At 63.2% G+C, this 25,443-nt stretch carries 20 protein-coding genes and 1 pseudogene; 6 read left to right on the top strand and 15 right to left on the bottom strand.

Annotation, left to right across the window (positions count from 1 at the left end; all coding sequences use genetic code 11):
- Nucleotides 1–9: 9 nt before the first annotated feature.
- From NKH35_RS11080 to NKH35_RS11070, 3 genes and pseudogenes are all read left to right on the top strand, one after another.
- Nucleotides 10–1,638: a GMC family oxidoreductase gene (locus tag NKH35_RS11080; protein ID WP_023691834.1), complete on the top strand. Its 1,629-nt coding sequence runs from the start codon at nucleotides 10–12 to the stop codon at nucleotides 1,636–1,638.
- 20 nt (nucleotides 1,639–1,658) lie between these two features.
- Nucleotides 1,659–1,976, top strand: coding sequence for a Dabb family protein (locus NKH35_RS11075; protein ID WP_352914483.1), 318 nt, complete (start codon nucleotides 1,659–1,661; stop codon nucleotides 1,974–1,976).
- A 221-nt stretch (nucleotides 1,977–2,197) separates the two neighbouring features.
- Nucleotides 2,198–3,022: pseudogene (locus NKH35_RS11070) on the top strand (MFS transporter); the annotation flags it as partial.
- On the opposite strand, the gene NKH35_RS11065 reads toward NKH35_RS11070, so the two are convergent.
- The 15 genes from NKH35_RS11065 to NKH35_RS10995 form a co-directional block, all read right to left on the bottom strand.
- Nucleotides 3,009–3,854 (bottom strand): EamA family transporter, encoded by an 846-nt coding sequence (locus tag NKH35_RS11065; protein ID WP_023828241.1) that lies wholly within the window; start codon nucleotides 3,852–3,854, stop codon nucleotides 3,009–3,011. The pseudogene NKH35_RS11070 and the gene NKH35_RS11065 sit on opposite strands and share 14 nt — an antisense overlap.
- Nucleotides 3,855–3,861: 7 nt before the next feature.
- Complete coding sequence (locus NKH35_RS11060; protein ID WP_023710922.1) at nucleotides 3,862–4,770, bottom strand: endonuclease/exonuclease/phosphatase family protein; 909 nt, start codon at nucleotides 4,768–4,770, stop codon at nucleotides 3,862–3,864.
- Nucleotides 4,771–4,858: 88 nt separating this feature from the next.
- Nucleotides 4,859–6,412, bottom strand: coding sequence for a cation:proton antiporter (locus NKH35_RS11055; RefSeq protein ID WP_023695635.1), 1,554 nt, complete (start codon nucleotides 6,410–6,412; stop codon nucleotides 4,859–4,861).
- 149 nt (nucleotides 6,413–6,561) lie between these two features.
- A complete protein-coding gene (locus tag NKH35_RS11050; RefSeq protein ID WP_023686439.1) occupies nucleotides 6,562–7,626 on the bottom strand; it encodes an ABC transporter ATP-binding protein in 1,065 nt (354 codons plus the stop codon).
- 30 nt (nucleotides 7,627–7,656) lie between these two features.
- The gene (locus NKH35_RS11045; protein ID WP_023671171.1) at nucleotides 7,657–8,448 is read right to left on the bottom strand and encodes an ABC transporter permease; all 792 of its coding nucleotides are present in this window, start codon (nucleotides 8,446–8,448) and stop codon (nucleotides 7,657–7,659) included.
- Nucleotides 8,445–9,359, bottom strand: a complete 915-nt coding sequence (locus tag NKH35_RS11040) for an ABC transporter permease (RefSeq protein ID WP_352914480.1) — start codon at nucleotides 9,357–9,359, stop codon at nucleotides 8,445–8,447. The genes NKH35_RS11045 and NKH35_RS11040 overlap by 4 nt, the downstream gene beginning before the upstream one ends.
- Nucleotides 9,360–9,422: 63 nt before the next feature.
- On the bottom strand, nucleotides 9,423–10,529 hold the full coding sequence (locus tag NKH35_RS11035; protein ID WP_023671169.1) for an ABC transporter substrate-binding protein: 1,107 nt from the start codon (nucleotides 10,527–10,529) through the stop codon (nucleotides 9,423–9,425).
- 239 nt (nucleotides 10,530–10,768) lie between these two features.
- A complete protein-coding gene (locus tag NKH35_RS11030; protein ID WP_352914477.1) occupies nucleotides 10,769–11,941 on the bottom strand; it encodes an iron-containing alcohol dehydrogenase in 1,173 nt (390 codons plus the stop codon).
- A 19-nt stretch (nucleotides 11,942–11,960) separates the two neighbouring features.
- Entirely contained in the window at nucleotides 11,961–13,346 is a 1,386-nt protein-coding gene (locus tag NKH35_RS11025) for an aldehyde dehydrogenase family protein (RefSeq protein ID WP_352914474.1), read from the bottom strand.
- 13 nt (nucleotides 13,347–13,359) lie between these two features.
- Nucleotides 13,360–13,779: a type II toxin-antitoxin system VapC family toxin gene (locus tag NKH35_RS11020; RefSeq protein ID WP_031196520.1), complete on the bottom strand. Its 420-nt coding sequence runs from the start codon at nucleotides 13,777–13,779 to the stop codon at nucleotides 13,360–13,362.
- Nucleotides 13,776–14,231: a DUF7662 domain-containing protein gene (locus tag NKH35_RS11015; RefSeq protein WP_023695631.1), complete on the bottom strand. Its 456-nt coding sequence runs from the start codon at nucleotides 14,229–14,231 to the stop codon at nucleotides 13,776–13,778. Before NKH35_RS11015 ends, NKH35_RS11020 begins: the two co-directional genes overlap by 4 nt.
- An 89-nt stretch (nucleotides 14,232–14,320) precedes the next feature.
- A complete protein-coding gene (locus tag NKH35_RS11010) occupies nucleotides 14,321–15,691 on the bottom strand; it encodes a glutamine synthetase family protein (RefSeq protein WP_023671164.1) in 1,371 nt (456 codons plus the stop codon).
- 80 nt (nucleotides 15,692–15,771) lie between these two features.
- Entirely contained in the window at nucleotides 15,772–17,328 is a 1,557-nt protein-coding gene (locus tag NKH35_RS11005) for an amino acid permease (RefSeq protein ID WP_023691841.1), read from the bottom strand.
- 78 nt (nucleotides 17,329–17,406) lie between these two features.
- Nucleotides 17,407–18,951 carry an amino acid permease gene (locus NKH35_RS11000; protein WP_023691842.1) on the bottom strand — a complete coding sequence of 515 codons (1,545 nt, stop codon included), beginning with the start codon at nucleotides 18,949–18,951 and terminating at the stop codon, nucleotides 17,407–17,409.
- A gap of 15 nt (nucleotides 18,952–18,966) precedes the next feature.
- Nucleotides 18,967–19,785 carry an N-formylglutamate amidohydrolase gene (locus tag NKH35_RS10995; RefSeq protein WP_023671161.1) on the bottom strand — a complete coding sequence of 273 codons (819 nt, stop codon included), beginning with the start codon at nucleotides 19,783–19,785 and terminating at the stop codon, nucleotides 18,967–18,969.
- Nucleotides 19,786–19,932: 147 nt separating this feature from the next.
- On the opposite strand from NKH35_RS10995, the gene NKH35_RS10990 reads away from it, so the two are divergent.
- The 3 genes from NKH35_RS10990 to NKH35_RS10980 all read left to right on the top strand — a co-directional run bounded on the left by NKH35_RS10990 (nucleotide 19,933) and on the right by NKH35_RS10980 (nucleotide 25,219).
- The gene (locus NKH35_RS10990) at nucleotides 19,933–20,757 is read left to right on the top strand and encodes a MurR/RpiR family transcriptional regulator (protein WP_023671160.1); all 825 of its coding nucleotides are present in this window, start codon (nucleotides 19,933–19,935) and stop codon (nucleotides 20,755–20,757) included.
- 170 nt (nucleotides 20,758–20,927) lie between these two features.
- Nucleotides 20,928–22,091: an efflux RND transporter periplasmic adaptor subunit gene (locus NKH35_RS10985; RefSeq protein WP_352914471.1), complete on the top strand. Its 1,164-nt coding sequence runs from the start codon at nucleotides 20,928–20,930 to the stop codon at nucleotides 22,089–22,091.
- Nucleotides 22,088–25,219, top strand: coding sequence for an efflux RND transporter permease subunit (locus NKH35_RS10980; RefSeq protein WP_352914468.1), 3,132 nt, complete (start codon nucleotides 22,088–22,090; stop codon nucleotides 25,217–25,219). The genes NKH35_RS10985 and NKH35_RS10980 overlap by 4 nt, the downstream gene beginning before the upstream one ends.
- Nucleotides 25,220–25,443 lie beyond the last annotated feature (224 nt).

Here is a 25,443-nt window from a genome sequence, read left to right as displayed (position 1 = left end):
GATAGAGTTATGACCGACTACATCATCGTAGGTGCCGGCCCGGCCGGCTGCGTTCTGGCCAACCGGCTGAGCGAGGATCCAGCGAATTCCGTGCTGCTGCTCGAGGCCGGCGGCAAGGACTGGCACCCCTACATCCACATGCCGGCGGGCTTTGCCAAGATGACCAAGGGCATCGCTTCCTGGGGCTGGTCGACTGTGCCGCAGAGGCACATGCAGGACCGCGTCTTCTGGTATACGCAGGCGAAGGTGGTCGGCGGCGGCTCGTCCATCAATGCCCAGATATACACGCGCGGCAACGCTCGCGACTACGACGCATGGGAGAAGGAAGAGGGCCTCGCGGGCTGGGGCTATCGCGACGTGCTGCCCTATTTCAAGCGCGCCGAGAACAACCAGCGCTTCGCCAACGATTTTCACGGCGACCAGGGGCCGCTCGGCGTGTCGAACCCGATTTCGCCGCTGCCGATTTGCGAGGCCTATTTCCGCGCCGGCCAAGAGATGGGCATCCCCTTCAACCCGGATTTCAACGGCGCTAGCCAGGAAGGCGTCGGCTACTACCAGCTGACCCAGAAGGACGCCCGGCGCTCATCCGCTTCGGTCGCCTATTTGAAGCCCATCCGCGCCCGCAAGAACCTGACAGTCCGAACCGATGTGCTGGTCACCCGCATCGTGGTCGAGAAAGGCCGCGCCATCGGCGTCGAGATCGTCGACAAACCCGGCGGCGAGAAGACCATCATGCGCGCCGAGCGCGAAGTGATCGTCTCGTCCGGCGCCATCGGTTCGCCGAAGCTGTTGATGCAGTCGGGCATCGGCCCGGCTGATCACCTGAAATCGGTCGGCGTGACGCCGGTGCATGATCTGCCCGGTGTCGGCTCCAACATGCAGGACCATCTCGATTTGTTCGTCATCGCCGAATGCACCGGCGACCACACCTATGACAACTACGCCAAGCTGCACCGCACCGCGTGGGCCGGCTTGCAGTATCTGCTGCTGAAGAAAGGGCCGGTCGCCTCCAGCCTGTTCGAGACCGGCGGCTTCTGGTACGCCGATCCGACCGCCGCCTCGCCCGACATCCAGTTCCATCTGGGACTGGGCTCCGGCATCGAGGCCGGCGTCGAGAGGTTGAAGAACCCCGGCGTGACCTTGAACTCGGCCTTCCTGCGCCCGCGCTCGCGCGGCACGGTGCGGCTGAGCAGCGCCGACCCGGCCGACCACCCGCTGATCGATCCCAACTATTGGTCGGACCCTTATGACCGCGCCATGTCGATCAAGGGCCTCAGGCTTGCGCGCGAGATCATGCGGCAGAAGGCGCTTGCGCCTTACGTGTTGCGCGAGGTGCTGCCCGGACCATCGCTCGCCAGCGATGACGAGCTGATCGACTATGCCTGCCGCACCGCCAAGACCGACCATCACCCCGTGGGTACCTGCCGCATGGGCCATGACGATATGGCGGTGGTCACACCGGACCTGCGTCTGCGCGGCATCGAGGGCCTGCGCGTCTGCGATGCCTCGGTGATGCCGCGCGTGCCTTCCTCCAACACCAATGCGCCGACCATCATGGTCGGCGAAAAAGGCGCCGACATCATCCTCGGCCGCGAGCCGCTTCCGCCGGCGGTGTTCTCCGGCAATCGGGCCGCATAGCCACTTAGGAGAACGAACCAATGATCAGACACTGCGTCTTCGTACGCTTCCGCAGCGATGTGCCCGCCACCGAGCGCACGGCAATCCAAGCCGATCTCGAAGCACTGCGCTCCGTTGTCGACGGCATGGACACGGTCCATTTCAGCACCAATGTCAGCCCGGAGCCGTTCGCGCGCGGCTTCAGCCATGCCTTCACCATCGACTTCCGCGATGCCGCCGCCCGCGACGCCTATCTCGTGCATGAAGCGCATCAGCGCGCCGGCGCCCGATTGGTCGCAGCGCTCGAAGGCGGCACCGACGGGCTGATGGTGTTCGATCTCGACATTACGAAAAAGTGACCGCGCTTCTTTCGAAAGCCGGCTGACGCCTGTTCTCTTTTGCGCCCCAAGGAACATATCGTTCCCCGGGGGCGTTTAGGAGGAACGTCGTGGCTCTCACCGCGCAGCAGAAGAAAACCGTCCTTGCCTCCTTCCTCGGCTGGACGCTCGACGCTTTTGATTTCTTCCTTCTGACGTTCCTGCTCACCGATATCGCAACCTGATTCAACACTGACGTCCCGGCAGTCTCCAAAGCGTTGTTCCTGACGCTGGCGACACGCTTCATCGGCGCCTTCTTCTTCGGCAGGCTGGCCGACAAATATGGCCGCAAGCCCATTCTGATGCTCAACATCGTCAGCTATTCGGTGATCGGCGCGCTGGCTGCCTTCTCGCCCAATCTCGGCATTTTCCTGGCGCTGCGCGCTCTGTTCGGCATCGCCATGGGCGGCGAATGGGGGCTGGGCAGTTCGCTCGCCATGGAGTCCATTCCGCCCAGTGCCCGCGGCATGGTCTCGGGCATCCTGCAATGCGGCTATCCCACCGGCTACCTTCTGGCGGCCGTGGTTTACGGCGTGCTTTACGAGCAGACGATCGGCGGTTACACGATCGGCTGGCGCGCCATGTTCCTGCTCTCCTTCCTGCCGGCACTTATCGTGCTCTTCATCCGCTCGCATGTGCCGGAATCGCCGGCCTTCGTCGAGGCGCAGAAATCCGTCAGACCTGGCCTTCTTGAAACGCTGCGGAAGCACTGGGGCGTCGCCGTCTATGCGGTCGTGCTGATGATGTTCTTCAATTTCTTCAGCCACGGCACGCAGGACCTCTACCCGACCTTCCTCAAGAAGCAGCATGGCTTCGACCCGCACACGGTGAGCTGGATCACCATCGTCGCCAATATCGGCGCCATCGTCGGCGGGTTGGCGTTCGGCGCACTGTCGGAGAAGATCGGCCGCGTCAACGCGATAACGCTCGCCTGCCTGATTGCCTTGCCCTCGATTCCGCTCTGGGCCACGGCGCGGACAGGTGATGACGGTGCTCGGCTGAAGTATCAGGCTCTCAGCCCAGTCTGAGGGCCACGACACCTGCGACGATGCCGAGCGCGGCGGCGACGCGCCAGCCTGTCATCTTCTCGCCGAGCGCGAAAACCGAGATCATCATGGCAAACAGGATCGACGTCTCGCGCAACGACGCCACCGAGGCGATCGGCGCCTTGGTCATCGCCCACATGACGATCCAGTATGCCGCGCCGCTGAGCACGCCGGTGAACAGGCCTGCCTTCCAGTCGCGCGCCAGCACGGGCAGCGCCTTGGGCCCGCGAAAGATGAGGCACAGCACCAGCGCCCACGTGGCATCGCAGATGAACAGCCATGCGGCATAGCTCGTTGCCGTTGCGGCCAGCCGCGCGCCGCTGCCGTCGGAGAGCGTGTAGCTGGATATGAAGATCGAAGTGCCGAGCGCAAAGCCGACCGCCCGCACATTGATCCGCTCCAGATGCGCGCCGCCGCGAAACGACATCACCAACGTGCCGGCCGACAGCAGCAGGATGCCGAGGATGGCGAAAGGCGCCGGCATCTCCTGCACCACGGCAACGCCGCCGAGGGCGGTCAAAAGCGGCGCCGTGCCGCGCGCCAGCGGATAGGTCTGGGCGAAATCGCCGGCCTTGTAGGCGCCGATCAGGAAAGTCCGGTAGCCCATGTGGAAAATCACCGAGGCGATGATGAAAGGCCACACTTCGGCCTTCGGAAACTCGACGAAGGGCAGCACGAAAAGCGCGGCAAACCCCATGCCCAGTGTCATCAGCGTGATCGACAGGAAGCGATCGAGATGGACCTTGACCAGCGCGTTCCAGATCGCGTGCATGGCGGCGGCGGCTAGCACCGCGAAGAAGACGAAAAGCGTCATCGAGGGCTCACCGATCTCCTGAGCTCAAAGGCGTTTCGAGATCGATATCGATCCGGACCGGAAAATGGTCTGAAGCGATCTCGCCTATATCGGCACTGACCGAGCGCACACGGTCCGCGAACATACCGCCGACGAAGCAATGGTCGAGCCGGCGTTTTGCCACTTTCCCGTCGATCGTTTTCACATGGGTGTGGAAATCGGCAGCCGGCTCGCTAGCGACGGCAGCGGCATCAACAAAGCCGTCGAGATAAGCTGCCCCGCGATGATAGGGCGTGCTGCCGACGATGCGGCTGTATTCGGCGCTGCCAGGCTCCATGTTGAAATCGCCCATCCAGATCGCAGCTGTCGGGTTCTCCGGCTCGGCCTCGCCGCTGGTCCAGTTGCGCGAAGGCTCATCGTCCGCGCCGCTCCACGGGCCGCCCTCGGACGGCGCGCGGCGATGCTCGGCCAAGAGATAGTCGATCTGCTCCAGCCGCTCCTCCGCCGCGACATGGGCGAGGTGCAGCGACAGGACCCTTACCGGTCCGGCGGGTGTGCGGATCATGCATTCGAGCGCCGCATTGCGGGTGTTGAGCGGCTTGAGCGTGCGGCGCATGGGCAGCGCGTGCAGCCGCGACCAGGCGATCGGCAGCTTCGACAGCAGCATGGTGCCGAACTGGCGGCGGCGGTTGACGACCCGGCCGTCGCGCCGCTCACTGGCGTCCATGTCGAAGGCCGGGCCATAGACCCAGTAATAGCTAGGCAGCAGCTTGGACAGGACCTCCGGCTGGTCGTCCTCATTGGTGCGCTGCCAATGCCGCTCGACCTCCTGCAGCGCGATGATATCGGCGCCGTCGACCAGCTTGGTGCAGCGCGAAAGATCGTAACGGCCATCGCCGCCGAACCCGTACTGGATGTTGTAGCTGACCAGCTTCATTGCTTATCCGGCTCAATTTCGCTTTGGCAGTAGCGGTTCGGCAGATGGGTTGCAATGTACCGGCACGACGGCGGAACTGGGCCAGCGTCTATGATGTGGTCAGCGGCTGGAACCGGCCCGCCGGCGATGCCGCCAGTTCGGCCCAGTCGATCTCTTCCTCCAGCCGGTGGTAGGCTTCGTCGCCGATCGTGCCGTTGCTGCGCAACTCCTCGAGCGTGTCGCGCTGGCGGTTGATGGCATAGAGGCGCAGCCGGTCGTATTCGGTCGCGGCCTGAGCGTCCTCCGGGTTTTCCGCAATCAGGCGCTGCGCTTCATACTGTTCGCGCACGACGGCGGCGGCCGCAGATGTCTTGCGGCTCAGCACGTCCAGTGCTGCCTGCATGATGGCGACGCGCGCTTGCGCCACCTCATTGTCGACGGTTCTATCGGGGTCGAAGTTGATCCAGCGCAGCAGCGGCTTCAGCGTCATGCCTTGCAGCACCAGCGTGCCCAGCACCACCGCGAAGGCGGCAAGCACGATCGGGTCTCGGCCGGGAAAATCGGCCGGCAGCGCAATGGCGACCACCAGCGTCACCAACCCACGCATGCCGCACCAGCCGACAATGACGGCGCCGCCGAATGTCGGCAATTCCCGCCTTGCCTCTTGGCTGCCGAAGCGGGCAAGCCACCGGATGATCGCGACGTAACTCGCCACCCAGACAAGGCGCGCGACGATAACGACGACCAGCACCGTTGCGGCGAAAAGGAATGCTTCGCCTTGCCCGTCGCCGGCCAGCCTGCCAACGATCGTGCGTGCCTGCAGGCCCATCAGCACGAAAGCCAGCACGTTGAGCACGAACACGGCCGACTCCCAGACCGAATAGGTGCTGACGCGGCGTCTCGCCGACGACTGGCGCGGCGCCCTGCGCGCAATGGTCATGGCATAGACGACGATGGTGATGATGGCGGAAAGGCCCAGCCTGTCGGCGATGATCCACACGGCGAAGGTTCCGGCAAACTGCACCACCGTGCTGCTCGCCGCATCCTCGATGCGGCCGAGCGACAGCAGCGAGACGCGGCCAAACAGATAGCCCGCGATCACACTGCCGATCGTTGCCAGCAGGATCACCGGAACGGCGTTGCTGAGCATGATCGTGCCAAGCGCCGCCGAAACCGCCAGCCGGTAGATCAGCAGCGCCGTGGCATCGTTGAGCAGGCTCTCGCCCTGCAGGATGGCGGTAATGCGGTGCGGTACCTTGAACTGGCTGAGCACGGCGGATGCGGCCACCGCATCCGGTGGCGCGACGATGGCGCCGAGCGCGATTGCCGCCGCGATCGGCAGGCCGGCCATCTTCCAGCCGACCAAGGCAACCACCACGGTGGTGAAGACCACGGCGCCTAGCGCCAGCAGCGCGAGCGACAGCCGGTAGCGCTTGAGGTCGCGCAGCGACGTGTCATAGGCGGCGTCGAGAAGCACCGGCGCGATGAACAGGGCAAGCGCCAGCTCCGGATCGATCTCGATCGTCGGCGCACCGGGTACGAAGGCAATCGCGACGCCGGCCAGAGCCAGCAGGGACGGATAGGGAATTTCCAGCCGCCGCGACAGCGCCGTCAGCGCGACGGCAGCCAGAAGCAGGATGAGGGTAAGTTCGAATAGCGCCATGGCCCATCGTAGCGGCGAAGCGGCATCATGGGCAGTGGCTGGATGGCAAGATGCTGTTGATTATCCAGCACTCGGGGTCCGGCAATGATACGGCCGTTCATCGCGCCAGCTTGAATCGACCGCCTCGGTCGCCCCAGGATGCTGCTTTGCTAGTGCAGCACCAGCATATCGCTCGATGAGAACGATATGTCGGCCTTCTCGCCGACAGCCGGCGGTGGCGTTGCCGGGCTGTTGAAGGTGTCGAGCGACACCGTGTTGCCGCCGATACCGACGCGAACGCGAATGACCGAGCCGAGGAAGTGCACTTCGGAGATTTCGCCCGACAGGCTTGAATCGCGACCGGGCTGGCGTCCGAGCGAGATCGCCTCGGGACGCAGCGCCAGCGACAGCGTGTCGCCCGACTTCGAGCCGTTGAGCTTGCCCTTGAGCGAGACTTCCTGCGTGTTGACTTGCACCGTGCCGGCCGCGGCGTCAGTGACCTTGCCTTCGAGCACGTTCAGCGTGCCGACGAAGTTGGCGACGAACTTGGTCGCCGGCCGGTTGTAGATCTCGAACGGCGTGCCGACCTGCTCGGCCTTGCCGCCATACATCACCGCGATGCGGTCGGAGATCGACAGCGCCTCTTCCTGGTCATGGGTGACGAAGATGGTGGTGATGCCGAGCTTCTTCTGGATCGAGCGGATTTCCTCGCGCAACGACACACGTACCTTGGCGTCGAGCGCCGACAGCGGCTCGTCGAGCAAAAGCAGCTTCGGCTTCGGCGCGATGGCACGCGCCAGCGCGATGCGCTGCTGCTGGCCGCCGGAGAGCTGGTAGGGATAGCGGTCGGCCATCTGCGGCAGCTTGATGATGTCGAGCATCTCGGCCACGCGTCTGTCGATGTCCGCCTTGGGCATGCCGGCGACCTTCAGGCCAAAGCCGATGTTTTGCGCCACCGTCAGGTTGGGGAACAGCGCATAGGCTTGGAACACCATGCCGACATTGCGCTGGTTGGGCTTTAGCCTCGTGATGTCCTTGCCTGCGACGACGATCTTGCCCGCCGACGGCTCTTCGAAACCGGCGACCATGCGCAGCACGGTGGTCTTGCCGCAACCCGATGGCCCAAGGAAGGATACGAACTCGCCCGGCTCGACATCAAGATTGAAATCTTCGACCACGGTGGTGGCGCCGAAGGATTTTCGCACATGCTGGATGGAGAGGAATGGTTCGGCCATGGCTTTTTCTTTCGATCAGTACTTTGTCGATCAGTTCGGGCGGTTCGCCGATCTCGGCGCGAAACGGGACAGGATCTGGATCAGCGACATACAGCCCCAGGTGATGGCGAAGGCGATGATGGCAAGCGCCGCCGGCTCATAGGCGCGGTTGGCGCCAACGTTTTGCAGATAGGGGCCGAAGGCGGGCCGGTTGAGCAAGCTGGCCATGGTGAATTCGCCAATGACGATGGCGAAGGTAAGGAAGGCGCCCGACAGCACGGCGATCAGCACATTGGGCAGGATCACACGACCAATGATCGTGCCCCAACCGGCGCCAAGGATCTGCGCCGCTTCGGTCAGCGTCCTGACGTCGATGGTGCGCAGTCCGGTATCGACCGCGCGATACATGTAGGGCAGCGCCAGCATTGCATAGCCGATGACCAGCAAGGCATTTGTGCCCATGTCGGTCGCCAGGAACGGCAGCGGCGAATTCGAACCGTACATCCTGATATAGCCGAAGACGATGACGATGGCGGGAATGACCAGCGGCAGCAGCGTGATGAACTCTACGATCGGGCGCAGTTGCGGCAGGCGCAGTCGAATCCAGTAGGCGGCGGGCACCACGATCAACACGCCCAGAATGATGGTGAAGATGGCGGCAAGCACTGAGTAGCCAAAGGTCGCCTGAAAACGAGGGTCGCCAAGCACGATCTGATAGGCGTCGAAGGAATAAGCGCCGCGCCGCATGCGCAAGGAAAATTCCACCGTCGCGATCAGCGGAATGAAGAAATAGGCCGCGCCCAGCCCGAAGACGACCCAGGCCCAGAATTTTCCGGACTTCATTTCAGCCACCTCTCCGAGCGCGTCCGGAACCAGATGTAGAAGACATTGGCCAGCCCGGTGATGACGATCATGCCGAAGGCGATCGCATAGCCGAGATGGGCATTGTGCAGCACGTCACCGCGTATCTGCGCATAGAGCAGGATCGGCACGATGTTGAGTGAAGAGCCGGTCAGCGCATAGGCGGTGGCGATGGCGCCGAAGGCATTGGCGAAGAGCAGGATGACCGTGCCGAGGAAACTCGGCCAGATCACCGGGAGGACCACCATGCGCCAGTATTGCGTCTGGGTGGCGCCAAGCGTCGCCGCAGCCTCGCCCCACTCCTTCTTCAAGCCGTCGATCGCCGGCGTGATGATGACCACCATTAGGGGAATCTGGAAATAGACATAGGTCAGCGTCAGGCCCCAGAACGATAGGATGTTGAAGCCGTGCGCATAAATGTTGAGGCCGAACACTGTGTTGAGCAGCACCGTGGCGAGACCGAGGCGTCCGAGCGTGGCGATGAAGGCGAAGGCCAGCGGTACGCCGGCGAAATTGGAAGCCACGCCGGAGAATGTCAGCGTCGCCGAACGTATCCACTCCGGCAGGCCGCCGCGCACGATGGCGATGGCGATGCCGAGACCTGCGAAGGCGCCGATCAGCGACGAGGAAAGGCTGACCTTGAGCGAGATCCAGTAGGCGGCGACAATCGATGGCTGCGCCAGTGCTGCTATGTTTTCGAACGTGAATTCGCCGGCATCGTTCTGGAATGCACCCAGCATCAGATAGAGCGTGGGTAGGATCAGGAACATGATGGCGAAGATGAAGAATGGCGCAACGCCGAGCCATTGCGTCGGCAGTCGCATTGCACGCGCCTCGCTGGGGGGCGCGGTCTTCCCGGCAACTGCGTGATCGGAAAGCGAGATATCTGTCATGCGCCGGCTACCGTCTCCGAGGAACACCGGGCGGCCGCGAGGCCGCCCGGTTGGTTTCAAGCCTTACTTGACGTTGGCGCCGACGACGGCATCCCAGTTCTTGGTGACGGCTTCCTTTGCCTTGCCCTGCTCGTCCAGCGTCGGGAACACCGCGGCAGCGTAAGCCTCGGCCGGCGGCAGCTTGGCCATCACGTCCGCCGGGAGCTTGCCGTTCTTGGCAAGATCGTTGAAGCGGATCGGGTGGCAATAGCCCTTCAGCCAGCCGATCTGGCCTTCGTCGGAGTAGAGATACTCCAGCCAGAGCTTGGCAGCGTTCGGATGCGGTGCGAAAGCACTGATCGCCTGCACATAGACGCCGGCAACGACACCGGTCTTGGGCACGACGACGTCGACGGGCGGATTGCCCTTCAGCGTGTCGCGACCGGCAAGTGCATTGTAATCCCAGGTCACCAGGATCGGCGTCTGGCCTTGTGCCAGGGTCGCCGGTTTGCCGATGACCGGCACGAAATTGCCGGCGGCGTTAAGCTTCTTGAAGAAGTCGAGACCAGCAGTGCCAGCAGCTTCGCCGGCAGCCGCACCACCGGAAATGCCGGCCGCGTAGACGGCCTGGATGGCCTGGTTCGAGGCGCGCGGGTCGCCGGCAAGCGCCACGGTGTTGGCGAATTCCGGCTTCAGCAGGTCAGCCCAGTCAGCAGGCGCTTCCTTGACGAGGTCCTTGTTCACCAGGAAGGATAGCACGCCATAGTAGTCGCCGGTCCAGTAACCATCGGCATCCTTGGCGCTGTCGGGGATCGAGTCCCAGGTCGACACTTTGTAGGGCTGGATCAGGCCGTCAGCCTTGGCGGTCGGGCCGAAGGACAGGCCAACGTCGATGACGTCGGGCGCCTGCGGGCCCTTGTTGTCCTTGTTGGCCTTGATCGCCTCGACCTCGTCGCCGGAGCCGGCATCGGGGTTGAGTTCGTTGATGGTGATCTCAGGATACTTTGCCTTGAAGCCGTCGATAACGGCGCCGTAGCCGCACCAGTCATGCGGCAGCGCGATGGTCGTGAGCTGGCCTTCCTTCTTCGCAGCGGCAACCAGTTCATCCATGGACTGGGCCGACGAGATAGCAGAGGTCGCCATGAGGGCGACGGCCGAAAGGGAAAGCACTTTCCCTGTGAACTTGAACATGTGTTCTCTCCGTTGAACTGGCGTCCTGGACGCCTGGGATGCGGTATCGGTTTCATATGACAGCCAGATGAAAGCTTTTTGAAACTGGCCCCCGGCGGTACGAAAAGTTAACTCTTTTTAACCGGCTGTAGCAATTAGCCTCGACTTAATTTCCCGGCTAATGGTTTATTGCCTTGCTTTTTGCCCCCTTGCCCTTCCTTTCCCTTCGTTTTTAGATCACGTCCGGCGCAGAAACCGCCTCAGACAGTGCCGGCGATAGTGTTCTCGAGCAGCGTCAGCGCCGCCTTTTTGGTCAGCTTGACCGGGTTGCCGCCGGCTGTCGGATCGACCACCGCCATGTCGGCGATCAGCCCCTTGCGCTTCTTGTCCATGTCGAGCCCCTTGATCAGATCGGGCAGCGCATGCGGCACCTTCAATTCCTTGCGCAGCTTGATGATCGCTTTGGCAAAGCCGTCGAAGCCACCCTTGATGCCGCAATAGGCAGCGAGCCGGGCAATCCCCTCCTCGATGGAGTCGCGATTGAAGGCCAAGACATAGGGCATGAACACCGCATTCGTCATGCCGTGATGGGTGTCGTAGAGCGCGCCGATCGGATGCGACAGCGAGTGGATGGCGCCAAGACCCTTCTGGAAGGCGGCAGCACCCATGGCGGCCGCACTCATCATGTGGGCGCGCGCGACAAGGTCCTTGCCGTTGGCGTAGGCCTTGGGCAGGTTCTCGAACACCAGGCGCACACCTTCCACCGCAATGCCGTCGGCCATCGGGTGATAGCCCGGCGCGCAATAGGCTTCGAGGCAGTGCGCCAGCGCATCCATGCCGGTGCCGGCGGTGATGAAGCCGGGCATGCCGACCGACAGTTCCGGATCGGCAATGACGATTGCCGGCAAAAGCTTCGGATGGAAGATCACCTTCTTAGTGTGCGTCGCCTCATTGGTGATGACGCCGGCACGCCCGACTTCCGAGCCTGTGCCGGCAGTGGTCGGCACGGCTATGATCGGCGCGATGGCATCCGAATTGGCGCGCGTCCACCAGTCGCCGACATCCTCAAAGTCCCAGATCGGCCGCGTCTGGCCAGCCTGGAACGCGATCAGCTTGCCGAGATCGAGCGCTGAACCGCCGCCGAAGGCGATGACGCCGTCATGCTTGCCCTTCTTGAACACGGCGATCCCGGCGGTGAGGTTGGAATCGACCGGGTTCGGCTTCACCTCGGAGAACACGCCATAGGATACCTTGGCGTCGTCGAGGATTTTCAGCGTCGAAGCGACGACCGGCAGTTTCGCCAACCCCGGATCGGTGACGAAAAGCGGCCGCTTAATGCCGGTGGCAGCGAGCACCTCAGGCAGTTCCTTGATGCGCCCGGCGCCGAAGCGGACGGTGGTCGGGTAGTTCCATTTGGAGATCAGCTTGGACATGTCTTGTCTTTCCAAAAAATCAGATGGCTTCGCGCAGATGGAAGGATTTCGGCCGGGTCAGATTGTCGTAGCCGAGCGCCGAAAGGGCGACGCCTTTGCCGGTGTCCTTGACGCCGGTCCAGACCAGCGCCGGATCGAGGTAGTCGCAGCGGTTCATGAACACGGTGCCGGTCTCGACGCGGTCGCCGATCGCCACCGCATGCTCGATATCGTCGGTCCAGATCGAAGCGGTCAGCCCGTAGGGGCTGTCGTTCATCAGCGCGATCGCCTCCTCGTCGTTGCGCACCTTCATGATGCCGACGATCGGGCCAAAACTTTCCTCGCGCATGACGCTCATCTGGTGGTCGACGCCGGTCAGCACTTCCGGCGCCAGATAGGGCGAGCCGGCCTTGTCGTTAGCCACCTTCATATTGATGTGTGCGGTTGCACCCTTGCGCAGCGCCTCGGCCTTCTGCTCGCGGATCAGGTCGGCAAAGCGCGCCTGCGCCATCGGCCCCATTGTCGTCGCCTGTTCCAGCGGATTGCCGACGGCATAATTCTTCGTCTCGGCGATGAAACCTTCGACGAACTGGTCGTAGACCTTCTCATGCACATAGACGCGCTCGATGCCGCAGCAGCACTGGCCGGAATTGTAGAAGGCGCCGTCGACCAGATTGGCCACCGCATGGTCGAGCTTGGCGTCGGGCAGCACATAGGCCGGATCCTTGCCGCCGAGTTCGAGCCCGAGCGTCATGAAGGTGCCGGCCGCCGCCTTCTCGATGGCGCGGCCGCCGCCGACCGAACCGGTGAAATTGACATGGTCGATCTTGCCCGAGCCGAGCAACTTCTCGGTCTGGGCATGGTTCAGCACGACATTCTGGAACACGCCCTTGGGCAGCCCAACCTTGTCGAACGCCTGCTGGAACCGTTCGCCGACCAGCAGCGTCTGCGCCGCATGCTTGAGGATAACGGTATTGCCGGCCATCAGTGCCGGCACGATGGTGTTGACGGCGGTCAGATAGGGATAGTTCCACGGCGCGATCACCATGACGACGCCGAGCGGATCCTTCTTCACATAGCGTCGGAAGCCGTCCTTCGGGTTGGATGCCGGCACGGATTTCAGCGCGGCTTCAGCGATCTCGACCATGTAATTGGTGCGTTCCCTGACGCCGCCGAACTCGCCGCCATAGCGCACCGGTCGCCCCATCTGCCAAGCGATCTCCGGCACGATCTCGTCGGTCATCGCGACCAGCGCTTCGAGCATAGCCAGCATAAATTTGCCGCGCTCGACGATCGGCGTCAGCGCCCACTTCTCCTGCGCCGCCTTGGCGCGCTCGACCGCGGCATTGATCGCCTGGTCGGTCGCGATCGGTCGCTCGGCATAGATCGAACCATCGATGGGCGATTTGAGTTTTACGGTTTCCAAAGGATGCTCCAGTTTAGCAGGCTAGCGTACGCAGATGGCCGTTGCGGCCATAGCGAAGGATGGGCTCGTCACGCGTCACCAGAACCATGTCCAACGCTCTCGCACTTGCCATCAGTATCCGATCCATGGGATCACCATGAGGCGGACCGGGCAGGTTGGATGACGCAATCAGAATGGCTGGTGAGATAGCGCTGAGCTTTGCCGACATTCGCTCGATGAATCGCTCCACGAAGTCGAGTGGCGCCAATGGCAGATTGAGCCGGCCCTTGGCTACGCCAATTCCGATCTCCCATGCCGACATCGGCGAAAGATACAGACGGCCGTCATAGGCCGCTTCCGAAATCTCCCGGCTTGCGTGCGGATCGATCAGACTATCGTTGGCGACAAAGATCATCGCACATGTATCCAGAAGCAGGTTTGGCTCTTCGCTCATTTACGCACCGCAAGTTTGCCGTCACGCGCGTCAGCCTCACCGCCCAGATAGCCCCGGTCCCATGGCTCGTCATCGAAAGGTTTGGTGATATCAAATCCGGCTTCGATTGTTATCAGGCCCTTCATGAAACCAAAACCGGGGTGGCGATCCGCGCGCGCCTCCTTTGGCGCGGCAGGCACGCTACCACTGGGCGGCGCCGAAATGGGTACTTTGCGAACGCGGCGAAATACCAGTTTCCCACTCCCTATATTGACGGATTCGGTCTCGAACCCAGCCTCAAGCCACTCCCTTGTCATGGGATTGTTGCTCGGATTGTTGCTCCACCATGCAGGGTATTGCTTCGATGCGGGCAGCGGCAGATTGAGCACTCTCTCGATTTCGGCGAATGACATCGGAACGCGATCGACATTTTGGGCAATGAGAAAGTCCTTGAGCGGCGCATATTTGGACATTGCAAACTCCTCAATGTAGCGCACTGCAGTTTACAGGTACCATATGGTACTAACTTCACTACAGTGTCAACATTAAAGCTGTATAAAGTTTAATACCGCTCGAACCCCCTGTGCAGTTCCCAATCCGTAATGCGGCGGTCGTATTCGAATTGCTCCCACTTTGCGGTGTGGACATAATGTTCGAGCACATCGTCGCCGAGCGCCTGCTTCAGCATCTTCGACTTGGCCAGCGTCTCGGTGGCGTCGCGCAGCGTCTTCGGGATCTCCGGCAGGCGCGAGGCCTGGTAGGCATCGCCGACGAACGGCTTCTGCAGTTCGAGCTTCTCGTCGATGCCGGCAAGGCCGGCGGCGATCAGCGCCGCGAAAGCGAGATAGGGGTTCAGGTCGGCGCCGCCGATGCGGCATTCCATGCGGATGCCCTTGGTGCCCTCACCGCACAGGCGGAAGCCGGCGGTGCGGTTGTCCTCGCTCCACATGATCTTGGTCGGTGCGAAGGTGCCGGCCTGGAAGCGCTTGTAGGAGTTGATGTAGGGCGCCAGGAACCAGGTAAACTCCCTGGCATATTTCAGTTGCCCAGCCGCCCATTGCTGGCCAAGCGTGGACAAAGTCCAGTCCGCCTTCTTGTCGAAGAACAATGGCGTCTTGCCATCGGCGCTCCACAGCGAATTGTGGATGTGGCTGGAATTACCGGCGAGCCCGTAATTGTATTTCGACATGAAGGAAATCGACTTGCCTTCGGACTCGGCAATCTCCTTGGCGCCGTTCTTCAGGATGACGTGGCGGTCCGCCATGTCGAGCGCCTCGGCATAGCGGACATTGATCTCTTCCTGGCCCGGGCCCCATTCGCCCTTGGAGTTTTCGATCGGAATGCCCGCCGCTTCCATCTCGTTGCGAAGCCGGCGCATGACGCCTTCTTCCTTGGTGGTGATGCCGATCTGGTAGTCGCCGATATAGGGCGACGCGGTGTCGAGCCCCTGCCAGTGCTTCTTGCGGGCGGAATCGTAGGTCTCGTTGAACAGGTAGAATTCGAGCTCGGAGGCGAAGTAGCCGATATAGCCGCGTTCGGTGAGCCGCTTGACCTGCTTTTTCAGCATCGCGCGCGGCGAATGCGGAAGGTCGTCATGGGTGTGGTGGTCGAGCACGTCGCAGATCACCAGCGCGGTCTTTTCCAGCCACGGAATCCGCCGCAGCGTGGCAAGGTCCGGCTTCATGACGAAGTCGCCATAGCCCTTCGACCAGCTTGCCGCCTTGTAGCCCGGCACCGGCTCCATATCGATGTCGGCGGCGAGCAGATAGTTGCAGCCATGCGTCTCGTCATGAGCAGAATCCACAAAGTACTGCGCCAGGAAACGCTTTCCCGCGAGCCGCCCCTGCATGTCGACGATGCAGGCCAGCACCGTGTCGATCTCGCCATTGGAGACCGCTTTCTTCAACTGATCGAACGAGAAATTTCCGGCCATTTCCTTTGGCACTCCAGTGCTTGGTCGTTGAGGACGAAACCATAGCCGGCTGCACGCCGGCCATGGCCATGATGGTGACGTCAGTGGCCGGTTTCGCCGACAGCCTGTTCGGCAGCCTTGATCGCTGCCTGACGCGCCGCGATGATGTCGCCCAGCGGCGGGCCCTGGAAGCGATTGCGCTCGAAGGCGAACCAGACAATCGCCGTCAGGATGAAGAAGCCGACGGTGATGTACAGCGCCCAGTCGTTCGGCGGCTGGATGCCGATGATGAAGATCAGGATCATCGACACTATGGAAAGGACCCCGAACAGCATGAAGATGCCACGGCCCAGGTTCCACGGTCCCATCTTGTCCCACTTCGGCGTGCCCCAGGCCACCATGCCGAGCACGATCGGCACGGTGAAGGACAGGAACAGGAAGATGACGGTGCAGGACACGACGATGGTGTAGGCCGAAGTACCGGCGACCGAAACCAGCGTCGAACCCCAGACGAACAGCACCGACAGGACCGACGCCGTCCAGATCGCCGCCACCGGCGTGCGATAGGTCGGGCTGACCTTGGCCAGTGCCGACGAGCCCGGCAGGCCGCCGTCACGCGAGAAGGCAAAGATCATGCGCGAAGCCGAGGTGACGGTTGCGAGGCCGCACAACAGCTGGGCGATGAACACGACGAGGTAGACGAACTCCTTGAGGCCGGGACTGACGCGCTGGTCGAAGGCCCAGAAGAACACGTTCCAACCCTGCTTGGCGGCGTCGTCCATGTTGGGGATCATCAGCACGAAGGCGGCCAGGAACAAATAGCCGAAGACCGCCGACCAGATAACCGACATCACCATCGCACGCGGCACCGATGAGGCCGCCTTGATGGTTTCCTCGGAAGTGTGTGCCGAAGCATCGTAGCCGGTGATGGTGTAGATCGGCAGCAGAAGGCCGAGAGCGAACACCCAGGCGTTCGAGACGGACGGCCAGACGCTGGCGCCGGCCTCACCCGAGTAGTTGTGGAAGGTGAAGAGCCGGCTGAAATCCCAGGTCTCGGCGGAGAACAGGCAGACGACAGCAATCAGGATCGAGCCGAAGAAGATCAGGTAGCCCGAAAAGTCGGTCAACTTCGCAGTCAGCTTGATGCCGAGATGGTTGATCAGCGCCTGGGCGCCAGTGATGATGACCAGGAAGATCATCTGATTGGTCAGCGTACCCTCGATGCCGAGCGTCGGCCCGAAGGCGCCGATGAAGAACGTCCAGGTGCCGACATTGATGGCGCCGAGCACGGTGATCAGGCCGAGCAGGTTGAGCCAGGCCGTCACCCAGCCGGTGCCGCGATTGCCGAGGATCGAACCCCAGTGATAGAGGCCGCCGGCCGTCGGATAGGCCGAGCTGATCTGCGACATGGCGACCGCGAAGGTGAGCGAAACGAAGCAGCCGACCAGCCAGCCGATGCCGATACCGATACCGCCGGCGCCCGACGTTGCCTGCGCCAGCGAATTGATGCCGCCCGACAGGATGCAGATGATGGAGAAGGAAACGGCGAAGTTGGAGAAGCGGCTTAGCCGCCGCTCAAGTTCCTGGGCGTAGCCCATGGAATGGAGGTGCTTTACGTCTTCCGCCTTGTCTGTGTCTGAATAACCCGGTGCTGCCATTGTAGTCCCCTTTGCATTCTTAGCTGGCCGGCCCTGCTCCGGTCGGCTTGCGCCGGCCGGAGCATCTAGTCTTTGCTGTTAGCCTGCCGTCTGGCCGACGGCTGCTTCCGCGGCCGCGATCTCCGAAGCGCGGCGAGCAATGTCGGCGCCGATCGGCGGGCCCTTGAAGCGGCGCGATTCGATGCCGAACCACAGCACCACGAGCAGAACGATCAGGCCGATGGCATAGTTGATCAGGATGTCGAAGGGCGGCTGGATGCCGGCATACATCAGCACCAGAACGCCAAGCACCGTGATGACGGCGAACGGCTTGGACCAGATGCCGAGGCGGAACGGGCCGAATTCGGTCCAGCTCTTGCCCTCGGCAAGCAGGCCGGCGGCCACGGGCATGGCGTAGGACACGTAGAGGAACAATGCACAGCCGGCCGCCAGTGCGGCAAAAGCCGGCGAGTACAATGTCGCTGCGACCGCGAGCACCGCTCCGAGCCAGATTGCCGCCACCGGCGTGCGCCATGTCGGGCTGACGGTTTTCCACACCGACGAACCGGGCAGGCCGCCGTCACGCGCGAAGGCAAAGATCATGCGCGAGGTCGACGTCAGTCCGGCGAGAGCGCAGATGAAGTTCGCCAGCACGATTGCGATGGCAATGATGCTCTTCAGCAGGAATGGTGCCGGCAGGTTGTTGAAGAGATTGAACCAGGCATTGGCGCCATCCTTGGCCGTCGCTGCCAGATCGGGGCTGGCCAGTACGAACGAAACGGCCATGACGAAGCCGAACACCAGCGACCACAGGACCGAATGGATCATGCCGCGCGGCACCGCCACGCGGGCATTGTGGGTCTCTTCGGACGTGTGGGCCGAAGCGTCGAAGCCGGTGATGGTGTAGAGTGGGTAGAGCAGGCCGATCAGGAAGGCGACGAGTGCCGTCCGTGCGGTCGGAACGTAGCCTGCGCCTGGATCACCGGTGTTGTTGACGAAGGTGGTGAGCCGCGAGAAATCCCAGCTTGCGCCCCAGATCAGGAACATCGCGGTCAACACGACGGCGACGACCAGAATGAGGTAGCCCGAGAAATCCGTCAGCATGGTGGTGAGCCTGATACCGAAATGGTTGATCAGCGCCTGTGCGACCGTGATGATCACAACGCCGATCACCTGCTCCTGATAGCCCCACGCGGAGACGTCGTTGCCGAACACGCCGGACCAGACAAGGTCCTTGAACAGCGCGTAGACGCCGACATTGACCGAGGCGACGACGAAGACCAGGCCGAGCAAGTTGATCCAGGCCGTGGCCCAGCCCCAGCCGCGCCCGCCGAGAATTGACGACCAGTGGTAGAGACCGCCGGCCGTTGGGTAGGCCGAGCCGATCTGGCCAAGGGACGCGGCAACGACAAGTGCAAAGACGCCGCCGATGACCCAGCCGACAGTCGCCTCGAAGCCGCTGCCGGTCGCCATGGCCAGCGGGAAGGACGTGATGCCGCCCGCCAGAATACAAATGATCGAAAAGGAAATTGCGAAATTCGAGAAGCCGCTCATGCGGCGAGCCAACTCCTGGGCATAGCCCATGCTATGGAGGGTTTTTACATCCTCCGATCTTTCAGCGTCTGATTTGTCCGGTCCTGCCATTTTCGTCCCCTGTTTCTAGCTGGCCGATTGAACTGACTTTCCCATTGCGTGTCGCCGGGAACCCTTGGCCTCCTCGGGTTCCAGGTCAGAAAAAATGCCCGTGAGCAGATCCGCCCATTTCCGCTGCCCGGTCTCGCCGGAGATCTCGTCGTTGCGGATTTCGATCATTGCGCAGGCAAGGCCGCGCGAGCGTGCATGGCGCTCCAAAGTGAAATAGACGCGGTCGGCCGGCGAATAGGGCTCGTTGATGCCGACAGTGACGCCGGAGAGCCGCTGCAGTGCCGCTATCAGCGGCGACGCCAGCCGGCGGTCGTCATCATGGATGATGCCGATATGCCAAGGCCGGTTCTTGCCCTTGTAGACCGGCGTGAAGGAATGCACCGACACCAGCCGGGTGTCCTGCCCACGCGCCTGCCGGTCGTCGATGATCGATGCGATCGTGTCGTGGAACGGCCGCCACGACAAAGCGATGCGCTCGGCGCGCTCACTGTCCGACAGGCCGGCATTGCCCGGAATGGCCGTCGTCTCGCTGACCGGCGGCACCAGGTCCGGTGCGTCGAGCGGACGGTTGCAGTCGATTATCAGGCGCGAGATGCGGGTTTCGATGAGCGTCGCATCGAGGGCGGTCGCGATGCGGCGCGCCACCGGCAGCGCGCCGGGGTCCCAGGCGATGTGGCGGGAGAGGTCCTCGGCCGGCAGGCCAAGCGTGCCGAATTCGGACGGCAGGAAGTTGGAAGCGTGGTCGCAGGTCAGCACGAAAGGGCTGGACCCGCCGGGGTTCGTCACCCCTACGGTATCAGACGATGCAAGGCTGGCGGGCCGTGCTCTCTCCATAGTCTGCCGTCCCCTGGGGAGCGCTGTATCTTATGTTACGTATTTTGCCTCATTGCGTCCCTGTGGATGATTTCATACAGTTTGTCCGGCTTTGTCAAATGCGATTTCGGGGAAGCGGTCTGGACGGGCTCAGGGGTGGGGAAAACGATGATTTCCAGCATTGCCGAACTGATTTCGGACCGCATCGGCACGATGCCGGCCGGCGAGCGCCGCGCCGCGCAGACACTGATTGCGAACTATCCGCTGATCGGGCTGAAGACGGTCGCCGAGTTCTCGACCGCCGCCGGCGTATCGTCGCCGACCATCCTGCGCTTTGTCTCCAGGCTGGGGTTCCAGAACTATCCCGAATTCCAGTCGGCGCTGCAGGACGAACTGGCGGCGCAATTGCAGTCGCCGGCATCGCGCACGCTCAACCCGGCCTCCCCAAGCGGTGCAGTATCGCCAATGCTGGAGGCGACGCTGGACAATATGCGCGAGACCTTCAGGCATCTCTCCGACAGACAGCTTGCCGACATCGCCGCAAGGCTTGCCGACCGGCGCGGCAAGACATTCCTGATCGGCGGCCGCTTCACCGATCCGTTGGCACGCTACATGGCCGCCCATCTCGCCATCATCCAGCCCGATGTCTATCACCTTGCCGGCCAGGAGAGCATCTGGCGCGACCGGCTGATCGACATGGGCAAGCGCGACGTGCTGGTGATCTTCGACATCAGGCGCTACCAGGACAGTCTGGTACGCTTTGCCCAGACCGCGCATCAGCGCGGCGTGCAGATCGTGCTGTTCACCGACCAGTGGCTATCGCCGATCGCCCGCTTCGCCCGCCATGTCATTGCCGGACGCACCGCCGTGCCTTCGGCGTGGGACTCTTCCGCCGCTCTGTTCGTTGTCGCCGAGACGCTGATCGGCGCCGTCACCAGGCAGCTCGAGGCCGACAGCGCCAGGCGCATCCGCGACCTGGAAAGCCTGCGCTGACACGCTCAATCCCGGCCGCAGGTGCGCAAAATTACGCAGATTTAATGTGCATGGAAGCGGCAGAATTGCCATAAAGCCATGATATTGCGGCGGCTTCGCACATACCGGGTGCGTCGCTGCGCGTTTTTTGCTTGGTGAAACCGGTAGACGTTTTGCCAACCGGAGTGTCGATGGTCGCCTGGAAACAGATCGTTTTTGCGCTTGTGATCCTGGTCGCGGCTGTCCTCGCCTGGGCGAGATTCTTCCCGGGCGCGCCGGAGGTTCTGGCACGCTGGGGCATCGACTGGACCTATGCTTCGGCGCCCGCCACAACCGGTGCGGTCGACACGACAAAACAGGCAGGCGGCCGCAACGCTGCCGGCCGGCCGGCAAATGTCGTCGCCTTGCCTGCGGCCACCGCCACCATCAACGATCGCCTGCAGGCGATCGGCACCGGCCGCGCCAACGCCTCGGTGACGGTCAACCCGTACAGCTCTGGGCGCCTCGTTGAATTTCTCGTCCAATCCGGCACCCGCGTCGACAAGGGGCAGATCATCGCTGTTCTCGATTCCGAGACCGAGGTGATCTCGCAGGATCGTGCCAAGCTTGCCTTGCAGGATGCCCAGGACAAGCTCGAGCGGGTGAAATCATTGAGGGCCTCCAACGCCGCGACTCCGGTCGCCGTCGCCGATGCCCAAGTGGTGCTGGCCGGCGCCAAACTGGCGCTGCAGGATGCCGAACTCGCCTTGCAGCGTCGTTCGATCGTCGCCCCTATCGCCGGCACGGTCGGCATCCTGCCGATATCGGCCGGCAATTACGTCACCAGCCAGTCGGCGATCGCCACGCTTGACGACCGCTCCTCCATCCTGGTCGATTTCCTGGTGCCCGAGCGCTTCGCCGCCGCCGTCAAGGTCGGCGCGCAACTGTCGGCGACGCCGATCGCCAATCCGAGCAAGGCCTATACCGGCACTGTGTCGGCCATCGACAACCACATCGACGAAAAGAGCCGCACCCTGCTAGTCAAGGCTGCAATCGCCAATCCAGCGGATTCGCTGCGCGCCGGCATGTCGTTCGGCATCACCATGCGCTTCCCCGGCGACACCTACCCGGCCGTCAGCCCGCTGGCGATCCTGTGGGGTTCCGACGGCGCCTATGTCTGGCAGATCGAGGACGGCAAGGCCAGGCGCGTTCCCGTGCGCATCATCCAGCGCAACACTGAGACGGTGCTGATCGACGCGGAGATCGAGGATGGCGACATGGTCGTCACCGAAGGCACCCAGAGCGTCAGCGAAGGCGGCGCGGTCCGCATCGCCGGCCAGGATCAGCGGGCCGCGGACGCGGCCGAAGGCTCATGACCGCGCCTGTCAGCACCGCCAGCGAAACCGGCTTCACCGCTCTCTTCATCCGCAGGCCGGTCATGGCCTTCGTGCTGAACACGCTGATCGCAGTGGCCGGCCTTGCCGCTTTCTACGGCGTCGAAATCCGCGAACTGCCCGATGTCGACCGCGCCGTGGTCACCGTGTCGACGGCCTTCGAGGGTGCCGCCGCCGAAACCGTCGACCGTGAACTGACCGACACCATCGAGGGCGCGGTCGCGCGCGTCTCCGGCGTCAAGTCGATCTCGTCGACCTCTTCCTTCGGCCAGAGCCGCGTCACCATCGAGTTCAACGACGGCGTCGATTTGAACGTCGCCGCCTCCGACGTGCGCGACGCGGTCGGCCGTGTCGCCAACTTGATACCGGAGACCGCCGACCCGCCGCGCATCGTCAAGGCCGATGCGAATTCCGATGCCGTGATGCGACTGGCCGTCACCTCCGACACCATGTCGGTGCAGGACATGACGGTGATCGTCCAGGACCAGATCGAGGACGAATTGGCCGCCGTGCCCGGCGTCGCCGACGTTCAGGTCTATGGCGACCGCGACAAGATCTTCCGCATCGATGTCGACCAGAACAAGCTCGCCAGCCTCGGCTTCACTGTGGCCGATCTGAGGGCAGCGCTTGCCTCGGTCGCTTTCGATTCACCAGCCGGTTCGATCACCACCACCAACCAGGATCTCATCGTCCGCACCACGGCCGATGTGACGACGCCGGAAGAATTCGAAAACATCATCATCGGGGGCACGACGCGCATCCGCGACGTCGCCACCGTCACGCTCGGTCCCGACATCGGCCAGACCTCGTTGCGCTCCGACGGCAAGACCGGCATTGGCCTTGGCATCATCCGCCAGGCGGAATCGAACACGCTGGATATTTCCACCGGAGTGAAGGCAGCCGTCGCCAAGCTGCAGGAAAACCTGCCCAAGGGCATGTCGATCAAGATCACCAGCGACGACGCCGTCTTCGTCAACGGCGCCGTGCACGAGGTCGAGATCGCGCTCGGCCTGTCGATCTCCATGGTGCTGATCGTCATCTACATCTTCCTGCTCGACTGGCGCGCGACGCTGATCCCCGGTCTCTCAATGCCGGTCGCCATGATTGGCACCATCGCCGCCATCTATCTCGCCGGCTTCTCCATCAACATCCTGACGCTTCTGGCGCTGGTGCTGGCGACCGGCCTTGTCGTCGACGACGCCATAGTCGTTCTGGAAAACATCGTGCGACGGCGCAACGAAGGCATGGGGCCTCGTGCCGCCGCCGTGCTCGGCGCCCAGGAAGTGTTCTTCGCCGTCATCGCCACGACGCTGACGCTCGTTGCCGTTTTCGTGCCGATCTCCTTCCTGCCGGGACAGACCGGCGGCCTGTTTCGCGAATTCGGCTTCGTCCTCGCCATGTCGGTGCTGCTCTCCTGCGTGGTCGCGCTGACGCTGTGCCCGATGCTGGCCTCGCGCATGTTGACCGGCGCATCGCTCCACCATGAAGGCGGTCACGGCATTGGCGCGCGCATCGGCGGTGCGCTGAACGCGGCCTACAAACGCGCCCTGCATGCCTGCCTTGGCGCGCCGTGGATCGTGCTGCTGGTTGCGGTGCTGTTTGCGGGCGTCGCCTTCAGCCTGTTCGGCACCATCCGCCAGGAACTGACGCCGAGCGAGGACCGCGCCGTCGTGCTGTTGCGCATCAACGCGCCGCAAGGCGTCAGCCTCGATTACACCACGCAGCAGATGCAGAAGATCGAGCGGCTGATCCAGCCGCTGCGCGATTCCGGCGAGATCGTCTCGACCTTCGAAAACGCCGGCCAGAACGGCGCCTACAATTCCGGCTTCATGGTGATGACGCTGGCGCCGTGGGACGAGCGCACGCGCAGCCAGCAGGAGATCATGGCGCAGATAAGCCAGCTGACCCGGCAGGTGCCATCCGTGCGCATCTTCCCGGTGCAGGCCAATAGCCTCGGCATTCGCGGCGCCGGCAACGGCCTGCAATTCGCGCTGGTCGGCAACGACCGCAAGGCGCTCGGCGACGCGGCGGTGAAGATCATCGCCCGGATGCAGGCCGATCCGCGCTTCCAGACGCCGCGGCTTTCCATCGACCCGACGCAGCCGCAGCTGGCGGTGGCCATCGACCGCGAGCGCGCCTCCGATCTCGGCATCGACATATCGGGTCTCGCCAACACCTTGCAGGCGATGCTCGACGGCAACGATGTCGTCGATGTCTACATCGCCGACCGCAGCTATGGCGTGAAGCTGGTCTCGACCACCAACCCGATCAATGATCCGACCGATCTGGAAAACATCTTCCTGAAGACCGCCGACGGCCGCTTCGTGCCGATGTCGACCATCGCCACGCTGACCGAGCGCGCCGTGCCGCCGTCGCTGACCCGCGAACAGCAGCAGCCTTCGGTGGCGATCACCTCGAACCTGAACGGCAATTTCGCACTGGGTGACGCGCTCGGCGTTGCCGAGCAGATCGCCGCCCCGCTGCTGCCGCCGGGCAGCCGCGTCCTGCCGCTGGCCGAAGCCGCGACGCTCGGCGAGACCAACAGCGCCATGATCACCATTTTCGGCTTCGCGCTGGTCATCATCCTCCTGGTGCTCGCCGCCCAGTTCGAAAGCTTCGTCAGCGCCGTCATCATCATGGCGACGGTCCCCCTCGGCCTTGCCTGCGCAATCTTTGCGCTGCTTTTGTCAGGCACCAGCCTCAATGCCTACAGCCAGATTGGCCTCGTGCTTCTGGTCGGCGTCATGGCCAAGAACGGCATCCTCATCGTCGAATTCGCCAACCAACTGCGCGACCGCGGCCTCGGCGTGCGCCAGGCGATCGAGCAGGCCTCGATCATCCGCCTGCGGCCGGTGATGATGACGATGATCTGCACCATCCTCGGCGGGGTCCCGCTGGTGCTGGCCGCCGGCGCCGGTGCCGAAGCGCGCATCGCGCTCGGCTGGGTCATCGTCGGCGGGCTGGGTCTCGCCACCGTCTCGACGCTGTTCCTGACCCCGGTCGCCTACCTCCTGCTCGGCCGCTTCGTCACGCCGAAGGCGCATGAGGAAGCGAGGCTGAAGCGGGAGCTTGAGGAAGCGGCGTACGCCAATGTCGAGCCGGCGGAATAGCTCCGCTTACCCTCCCCCTTGTGGGGAGGGTCGGACCGCAGGTCCGGGGTGGGGTGCAGCGCCAACTAACGTCGGTGCAGCGCTCCCGCGAATAACAGAGGTAGGAGCCAAGACCCCCACCCCGACGAAAGAGCAAAATTGCTCTTTCGTCGCCCCCCCCCCCCCACCGGGCGCGGCTGGGCCAACGGGCTGTGATGAAAAAACAACGCCACCCCCCCGCCCCG

It is taken from the genome of Mesorhizobium sp. M1143, assembly GCF_040318435.1.
Classification (GTDB): domain Bacteria; phylum Pseudomonadota; class Alphaproteobacteria; order Rhizobiales; family Rhizobiaceae; genus Mesorhizobium.
The sequence above is the reverse complement of the archived record's forward strand: the minus strand, read 5'-3'. Positions and strand labels throughout refer to the sequence as shown.

Bases quoted from the DNA above. Each gene is read 5' to 3' on its own strand.
- NKH35_RS11080 (WP_023691834.1), top strand. From the start codon at position 10: ATGACCGACTACATCATCGTAGGTGCCGGCCCGGCCGGCTGCGTTCTG.
- NKH35_RS11015 (WP_023695631.1), bottom strand. From the start codon at position 14,231: ATGTCCAAATATGCGCCGCTCAAGGACTTTCTCATTGCCCAAAATGTC.
- NKH35_RS11000 (WP_023691842.1), bottom strand. From the start codon at position 18,951: ATGGCAGGACCGGACAAATCAGACGCTGAAAGATCGGAGGATGTAAAA.
- NKH35_RS11045 (WP_023671171.1), bottom strand. From the start codon at position 8,448: ATGAAGTCCGGAAAATTCTGGGCCTGGGTCGTCTTCGGGCTGGGCGCG.
- NKH35_RS11035 (WP_023671169.1), bottom strand. From the start codon at position 10,529: ATGTTCAAGTTCACAGGGAAAGTGCTTTCCCTTTCGGCCGTCGCCCTC.
- NKH35_RS11050 (WP_023686439.1), bottom strand. From the start codon at position 7,626: ATGGCCGAACCATTCCTCTCCATCCAGCATGTGCGAAAATCCTTCGGC.
- NKH35_RS11010 (WP_023671164.1), bottom strand. From the start codon at position 15,691: ATGGCCGGAAATTTCTCGTTCGATCAGTTGAAGAAAGCGGTCTCCAAT.
- NKH35_RS10995 (WP_023671161.1), bottom strand. From the start codon at position 19,785: ATGGAGAGAGCACGGCCCGCCAGCCTTGCATCGTCTGATACCGTAGGG.
- NKH35_RS11055 (WP_023695635.1), bottom strand. From the start codon at position 6,412: ATGGCGCTATTCGAACTTACCCTCATCCTGCTTCTGGCTGCCGTCGCG.
- NKH35_RS11030 (WP_352914477.1), bottom strand. From the start codon at position 11,941: ATGTCCAAGCTGATCTCCAAATGGAACTACCCGACCACCGTCCGCTTC.
- NKH35_RS11075 (WP_352914483.1), top strand. From the start codon at position 1,659: ATGATCAGACACTGCGTCTTCGTACGCTTCCGCAGCGATGTGCCCGCC.
- NKH35_RS11060 (WP_023710922.1), bottom strand. From the start codon at position 4,770: ATGAAGCTGGTCAGCTACAACATCCAGTACGGGTTCGGCGGCGATGGC.
- NKH35_RS10990 (WP_023671160.1), top strand. From the start codon at position 19,933: ATGATTTCCAGCATTGCCGAACTGATTTCGGACCGCATCGGCACGATG.
- NKH35_RS11040 (WP_352914480.1), bottom strand. From the start codon at position 9,359: ATGACAGATATCTCGCTTTCCGATCACGCAGTTGCCGGGAAGACCGCG.
- NKH35_RS11065 (WP_023828241.1), bottom strand. From the start codon at position 3,854: ATGACGCTTTTCGTCTTCTTCGCGGTGCTAGCCGCCGCCGCCATGCAC.
- NKH35_RS11005 (WP_023691841.1), bottom strand. From the start codon at position 17,328: ATGGCAGCACCGGGTTATTCAGACACAGACAAGGCGGAAGACGTAAAG.
- NKH35_RS10980 (WP_352914468.1), top strand. From the start codon at position 22,088: ATGACCGCGCCTGTCAGCACCGCCAGCGAAACCGGCTTCACCGCTCTC.
- NKH35_RS10985 (WP_352914471.1), top strand. From the start codon at position 20,928: ATGGTCGCCTGGAAACAGATCGTTTTTGCGCTTGTGATCCTGGTCGCG.
- NKH35_RS11020 (WP_031196520.1), bottom strand. From the start codon at position 13,779: ATGAGCGAAGAGCCAAACCTGCTTCTGGATACATGTGCGATGATCTTT.